Raw genomic sequence first — 6,883 nt, 5'->3', positions numbered from 1 at the left:
TGGGCGCCACTTCTTACTGCTATTCGGACGGGTGCTGTAAAAATTGAATGAATTTTTCCGCCAAGTTGAGCGGGGAGGGGGCGCAGCGAGTGGCGCTGACCGGCGCTCTGCCGCCCGGGGCCGCGGGAGGCAAAAAATTGACGGCAGGGGGGCCGGACCGACGGCCCGAAGCAAAAAAGTCAGAGAATTGACAGCCCCTTGGTCACCCGCTATAGTTTTCCATCGACTCACCTACAAGCGGTGCCACACTCTCTTCCTTTAATTGAAATCGGGGACCCCATGGAATCTTCCAAGATACTCATCGCCGATGACGACAAGAAGACGCGCGACTTCGTGGCCGCCTTTCTCAGCTACAAGGGGTACCAGGTCTTCCAGGCCTACGACGGCCAGGACGCCCTGCAGAAGGTGGAGCAGCACGACGTGCAGATGGTGATCACCGACATCATGATGCCGAGGGTCAACGGGCTGGAGTTCATCAGGCAGCTGAAGTCGATCCGCCCGGAGATCGTCACCATCGCCTACAGCGCCTTCGCGAACTTCGAGATGACCGCCAATCTCCTCAAGGCGGGGGCCTTCTTCTACCTGGAGAAGCCGTTCAACCTGGAGGAGCTGGAAACCCACGTGAAACGGGGGCTCGAGCACCAGGCGCTGCAGAGCAAGACTTTTCGGTCCAAACCGTGCATAAAGAACAGGGCGCTCCTCGACAACATCATCGGCGAGAGCGACAAGATGCTGTCGCTGTTCGAGATGGTGGAGAAGGTGGCGGGCTCGGATTCCACCGTGCTGATCCAGGGAGAATCGGGGACCGGCAAGGAACTGGTGGCCCGGGCCATCCACGATCTCTCCAACCGCTCCGACAAAGGGTTCGTGGCGGTGAACTGCGCCGCTATCCCGGATGAGCTCCTGGAAAGCGAGCTGTTCGGGCACGTGAAGGGCTCCTTCACCGGGGCGGTCGCCACCCGGGTGGGCCGCTTCGAGATGGCCGACAAGGGGACCCTCTTCCTCGACGAGATCGGGGACATGAAGGCGAACTTGCAGGTGAAGCTCTTGCGGGTCCTGCAGAATCGGGAGCTGGAGCCGGTCGGTTCCAGCCGCGCCAAGAAGGTCGACGTGAGGATCATCGCGGCGACCAACCAAAACCTGGACCAGTTGGTCGCGGGCAAGGCGTTCCGGGAGGATCTCTACTACCGGCTTTCGGTGATCCCCATCACCCTGCCGCCCCTTAGGGAGCGGGGGAACGACATCACCCTGCTGTTGAACAGCTTCCTGGACAAGTTCAACAAGAGCAAGCAGAGGAAGGTGCAGGGGTTCGACAAGCAGGTGCTGGAGATGCTCACCGACTACGAGTGGCCGGGGAACGTGCGGGAACTGGAGAACCTGGTCGAGCGGCTGGTGATCATCAAGGGGGGCGGGGTCATCACTCCCGGTGACCTGCCGGAGAAATACCGTGGCGGCAAGCACTCCAATGGCAACGGTGAGCAACTCGATCTTCCTGCGGGCGGCTTCTGTCTCAACAGCGCGGTTGAGGAATTCGAGAACAGGCTGATCCTCCAGGCGCTCCAGCGGAGCCGTGGCAACAAGAAGGAGGCGGCCGAGCTGCTCAATCTGAAACGGACCACCTTGATAGAAAAGCTGAAAAAGAAGAAGCTGATCTTCGAGGTCGGCAACCCCTGAAGAAGGAAACCCATGTCCATAGAGCCGGTAGCAAACGCGCAGAACCAACCCACCGTCAGCAAGGGGACCCCGTCCGCTCCCGCGGCCGCCGTCCCCTTTGAAGAGTACCTTCCCCCCAACACGCAGTCTGCGCCGGTTTCTGCCAGTACGGCCGCCGAGATCCTCCGGCTGAAGATGCTGAGTTCCGCCATGAGCATCGGCGATGACAAGCAGAAGGGGACCTCGACCACCTCCGCCGGCATTCAGGGGATTCTCGACCGGTTCCTGGAGCAGTTGCCGAAAGGGGGCGTGGCAGGCGCCGGTGCGAGCGGAGAATCAGTGGGAAGCGGCGAGGCGGCGGCATCAGGAGAACTGGTCCCGGTAGCCTCTGCCCCGATCCCGTCGGAAGGGCCGACCAACCTTCAGGCCATCATAGACAAGGCCGCGCGCCGCTACGGCGTCGATGGCGGGCTGATCAAGGCGGTGATCAAGGCCGAGAGCGACTTCAACCCCCGAGCCGTCTCCCCGGTGGGGGCGCAGGGGCTCATGCAGCTGATGCCCTCCACCGCCAGGGGCCTGGGAGTGACCGACGCCTTCGATCCGGAGCAGAACGTGATGGCCGGGACCAGGTTCCTGAAGGACATGCTGACCCGCTACGGTGGTAACATCGACGAGGCCCTCGCCGCCTACAACTGGGGCCCCGGCAACGTCGACCGCCACGGCACCGACACCTTGCCGAGAGAGACCCGGGCCTACCTTGGCAAGGTGAAAGGGCTGTACTCGCAGTACATGGCGTAGAGCCGTATCCCACCAGAGACACACCCCGCCCTCCGACTAAGTCCCCTCTCCCGAAGGGGGAGGGCTAGGGAGGGGGAGCACAGCCGCAAATGCCGATCCCGTCACCCCGTGTCTAGCGTTTCGTGACGGGCCCTCACCCGCCCTACGGGCACCCTCTCCCGGAGGGCGAGGGATAAAAGAAAAAAGCCTCCGTACCTGTCAAAGGTGCGGAGGCTTTCTCTTTTTGCCGGCAAGTGGCGTCGATCCTTCGACGTTACTCCCTCACGTAGATATCCTGGTCGGATGAGCTGACCATGGTCATCACCCGCATGTACTCATCCTCGATCATGTCGTGATGTCCCTGGGTTTCCTTGACCACCGTCTCGAAGACCCGCTTCACCTGGGGATCGGTGATGTCGTTGGCCATCACGGTGTACAGCTCGATGGTCGCCTTTTCCTCCTGCAGGGCGATCTCCAGGGCCTTCTGCTCGTGGACGTCGTCCGCCAGTGCCTGCTCCAAGGCGAGATGGGTGGCCGAGATCTTGTCGGGCGGGGTCTCCAGGTAATCGCTCAACTGCCCGAGGTCGCCGCCGGTGTAATGATTGAAGAAGGCCTTGAGGTGGCCGATCTCCTCGTTGGCAAGCAGGGTGAAGACCTTTTGAGAACGCTCGTCCTTGGTTAAGGATGCAGCCTTCTTGTAGAAGTCCATGCTCTCTTTTTCCGTCTGTATGGCCAGCTTCAAGGCCTCCTGCATGGTGTATTGTCTGCCCATCGCGCACCTCCCTCGGCTCGTTAGAAAAACCCTTTGACGAAGTAGTATATCGAAGGAGCAGGGAAGGTCAATTTTCACATGAGAATAACCGGGAGGGGGCGTTAAAGAGAAAGCGCGTGTTACCTCACCACCGTCGAAGGTGTAGTCCCCTCCAAATGCAAATCCCCCCTGTCCCCCCTTTATCAAGGGGGGGACCTGACAGCAGGAGATCATCGTTCATCAGAAAGCTCGCGTTACGTTCCCTCCCCTTGAAGGGGAAGCTTGCCCGCCGTAGCCGACAGGCGAAGGAGGGTGAGGATGGGGGTCTTGTGAAACCGCTAGTCAGAGTGGTCGAGTCGGAAAAGCCGCTGGGCATTGCTGGTGGTGGCCGATCCCAGTTCCTCCACGGTGATCCCCCTGATGGCGGCGATGCGGCGGGCAGTTGCGAGCAGGTAGGCGGGGAGATTGATGCCGTTTCGGTACGGTTCCGGCGCCAGGTCGGGGGCATCGGTCTCGATCAGCAGCCTATCCAGCGGGACGCAGGCCGCCACCGCCACCGGCCTCACGGCGTTCGAGTAGGTGACCGTCCCAGCCAGCGAGATGTGCAGGCCGAGGCGCAGACAGTCGCGGGCGGTCTCCGGGCTGCCGGAGAAGGCGTGCATGACCCCACCCACCCGCGCCACGTCATGCTCAGCCAGGATGGCCAGCAGGTCGGGGAAAGCCCTCCGGCAGTGGATCAGCACCGGCAGCCCAGCCTGCAGGGCGATGGCGAGCTGAGAGCGGAAGGCGGCCTTCTGCACCTCACGGGATGGCGACGGAAGCAGGTAGTCCAGGCCGATCTCGCCGATGGCGGTCGCCTGCCTGCTCAGCTGTCGGAGTTCTGACAGGGTATCGGCGGTCGCAAGGTCGGCATGCATGGGGTGGATGCCGAAGGCTGTGCGCACCTGGGAGAAGGTGCGGGGGAGGAGGGCGATATCCTGCCAGCCGCGCGGATGCACGCCCGGCACCAGGAATCCGGTGACGCCGGCCGCTTCGGCGTCAGCCAGCAGGGCGGGAAGCTGTGAGCGTAGCAGCGGGTCGTCGAGATGGCTGTGGCTGTCGAAGAACATGCTAGTCGGGGAGGATGCCGGGGTGGTCCTTCAGTTCCTTGATGATTTCCACCTGGCGACGGAAAAGGTACTGCGAAATGCTGGCCTCGGTGGCCCTGGTCACCTCGATCTCGAAGGCCATGCGGTAACCGTCCTGGATGGTCAAAACTTTGAGCAGCGAGGCGGGCACCGTGATGGTCCCGATCGGCAGGGTGACCGCCAGCTCCCCCTTCTCGCTGAGCGGGATGGCCGGTTCCTGCGCGACATTGAAGGAGATGCCGGTGAGCGACATATCGTGCAGCCGGCCGCCGATGTTGCCGGCGGGAGAGGTGAAGGACGCGTAGATGGGGTCGGTGAGCTGGACCCGCACCGACATCCTCCGGTCGGCGCGCACGATTGCGTAGGAGAAGTTGGAGAGCACGATGCGCGACTTCTCCACGTTCACGTAGTTGACCTTGGCCACCACGTCCCTGGGGAAGTGGCTACTCTTCAGCACGGTGATCTTCTCGAAGGAGATCACCACCGCCTGGACCTGGTGCACCTGCAGTTCGGCGTCGCTCTCCTCCACCGTGAGGACTCCCGCCTCGTAACTGACCGGGATCTCGCGGTAGAAGTTCAGGAGCTTGATGTCATTCTTGAGCCGGCCCTGCTGGATGGAGGCGAGCACGGCGAGGATCTGCGCCCGGTCCTCCTGCTCGCCGACCAGCTGCAATTTCTGGTAGAGATCGTTCATCCGGCACCTGAAAAAAGTTATTGCCCTTTTGGGTGGACCATGCAATATAATAGCCTATTATTCGGAACGGGGCGAAGATACCTTCTTCGCCTTTCTTTTGTCCAGAGTTTTTACACGGGAGTTTCAGTAGATGCGGTACAACGAGCAGGAGATCGACAAGCGGCGCACCTTTGCCATCATCAGCCACCCGGACGCGGGTAAGACAACCATAACCGAGAAGCTCCTCCTCTTCGGCGGCGCCATACAGCAGGCGGGCGAGGTGAGGGCGAGGAAGTCGGCGCGTCATGCGACCAGTGACTGGATGGAGATGGAAAAGCAGCGCGGCATCTCGGTCACCTCCTCGGTTATGAAGTTTACCTACCGGGATTACGAGATCAACCTGCTCGATACGCCGGGCCATAACGACTTCTCCGAGGATACCTACCGCACGCTGACCGCCGTCGACTCGGTGCTGATGGTGATCGACTCCGTGAAGGGTGTGGAGAGCCAGACCAAGAAACTGCTCGAGGTCTGCCGCCTGCGCCATACCCCGATCATGACCTTCATCAACAAGCTCGACCGCGAGGGGCGTGATCCGCTCGACCTGCTGGACGACATCGAGAGCACGCTGAACATCCAGTGCGCTCCCATGACCTGGCCGATCGGCATGGGCAAGCGCTTCCGCGGCACCTACCACCTCTACACCAAGGAGATCACCTTCTTCGATGCCGAGGCCGACCACGGCGTGGGCGAGGTGGTCACCGTCAAGGGACTGGACGACCCCAAGCTGGACGAGCTGTTGGGGAGCCAGGTGGAGGAACTGCGCGCAGATATCGAGCTCTTGGAAGGCGCCGCCCACCCCTTCGAGCTGGAGGCGTACCTGGCCGGCCTGCAGACCCCGGTTTTCTTCGGCTCCGCAATCAATACCTTCGGTGTCCAGCAGCTTTTGGACACCTTCGTGGAGTATGCCCCCTCCCCGCTGCCGCGGGAAGCCGCTACCCGCACCGTTTCCCCCTACGAGGAGCCCTTCACGGGATTCACCTTCAAGATCCAGGCGAACATGGACCCCGCCCACCGCGACCGCATCGCCTTTTTCAGGATCTGCTCCGGCAAGTTCGTGCGCGGCATGAAGGTCAAGCACCTCCGGCTGGGACGCGAGGTGCAGATCGCCAACGCCACCATCTTCATGGCGCAGGATCGCACCAACGTCGACGAGGCGTATCCTGGCGACATCATCGGCATCCATAACCACGGCACCATCAAGATCGGCGACACCTTCACCCAGGGCGAGGACCTCAAGTACACCGGCATCCCCAACTTTGCACCGGAGCACTTCCGCAAGGTGAGGCTGTTGAACCCGCTCAAGTCGAAGGCGCTGGAGAAGGGGCTCGTACAGCTCGCCGAAGAGGGGACGACCCAGGTCTTCCGGCCGCTGATGGGGGCCGACTGGATTGTGGGTGCGGTAGGCATGCTGCAGTTCGACGTGGTCATGCACCGCTTGGAGCACGAGTACGGCGTGAAGTCTGCCTACGAGCCGGTCTCTTACGTGACCGCCCGCTGGGTGACCGGCGACCGCAAAAAGCTCGACGAGTTCCAGAAGAGAGAGGCAATGAGCCTCTATACCGATGGGGAAGGTAACCTTGCCTACCTGGCGGGAAGCCAGTGGAGGCTGGAGAACACCATGGAGAACTGGAAGGATCTCACCTTCCACGCCACCCGCGAGCACAGCTAGCTAACCGGTGGTCGCCGCTTCAGCCCCCTTTTCCTGGTTTACTTCTTCCGCCTTTTGTTAGCGCTCCTCCCCCCGAAGGGGGAAGGCCGGGTAGGGGGAACCCAGCCCCGCATCGGCTGCAATGCCTGCTCCGGACGGCAGCTCCCCCTCCCTAACCCTCCCCCTTCGGG

Annotated in this window: 6 protein-coding genes; 3 read left to right on the top strand and 3 right to left on the bottom strand. The window is 61.9% G+C overall.

The window, feature by feature from the left end:
- Positions 1-279 precede the first annotated feature (279 nt).
- Both VJ604_RS07920 and VJ604_RS07915 read left to right on the top strand, forming a co-directional pair.
- Positions 280-1,674 carry a sigma-54-dependent transcriptional regulator gene (locus VJ604_RS07920; RefSeq protein WP_324081359.1) on the top strand — a complete coding sequence of 465 codons (1,395 nt, stop codon included), beginning with the start codon at positions 280-282 and terminating at the stop codon, positions 1,672-1,674.
- A 12-nt stretch (positions 1,675-1,686) separates the two neighbouring features.
- A complete protein-coding gene (locus VJ604_RS07915) occupies positions 1,687-2,451 on the top strand; it encodes a lytic transglycosylase domain-containing protein (RefSeq protein ID WP_324081357.1) in 765 nt (254 codons plus the stop codon).
- A gap of 253 nt (positions 2,452-2,704) precedes the next feature.
- On the opposite strand, the gene VJ604_RS07910 is transcribed toward VJ604_RS07915, so the two are convergent.
- The 3 genes from VJ604_RS07910 to VJ604_RS07900 form a co-directional block, all read right to left on the bottom strand.
- Positions 2,705-3,202, bottom strand: coding sequence for a ferritin-like domain-containing protein (locus VJ604_RS07910; protein ID WP_324081356.1), 498 nt, complete (start codon positions 3,200-3,202; stop codon positions 2,705-2,707).
- 317 nt (positions 3,203-3,519) lie between these two features.
- On the bottom strand, positions 3,520-4,290 hold the full coding sequence (locus VJ604_RS07905; RefSeq protein WP_324081355.1) for a TatD family hydrolase: 771 nt from the start codon (positions 4,288-4,290) through the stop codon (positions 3,520-3,522).
- Position 4,291: 1 nt separating this feature from the next.
- Complete coding sequence (locus VJ604_RS07900; protein WP_324081354.1) at positions 4,292-5,002, bottom strand: PilZ domain-containing protein; 711 nt, start codon at positions 5,000-5,002, stop codon at positions 4,292-4,294.
- Between the two features lie 130 nt (positions 5,003-5,132).
- On the opposite strand from VJ604_RS07900, the gene VJ604_RS07895 reads away from it, so the two are divergent.
- The gene (locus tag VJ604_RS07895; RefSeq protein WP_324081353.1) at positions 5,133-6,713 is read left to right on the top strand and encodes a peptide chain release factor 3; all 1,581 of its coding nucleotides are present in this window, start codon (positions 5,133-5,135) and stop codon (positions 6,711-6,713) included.
- Positions 6,714-6,883 lie beyond the last annotated feature (170 nt).

Origin of the sequence: Geomonas sp. (assembly GCF_035254065.1) — a bacterium.
Classification (GTDB): Bacteria; Desulfobacterota; Desulfuromonadia; order Geobacterales; family Geobacteraceae; genus Geomonas.
Note: the sequence above shows the minus strand (reverse complement) of the source record. Positions and strands in the feature narration are given on the sequence as shown.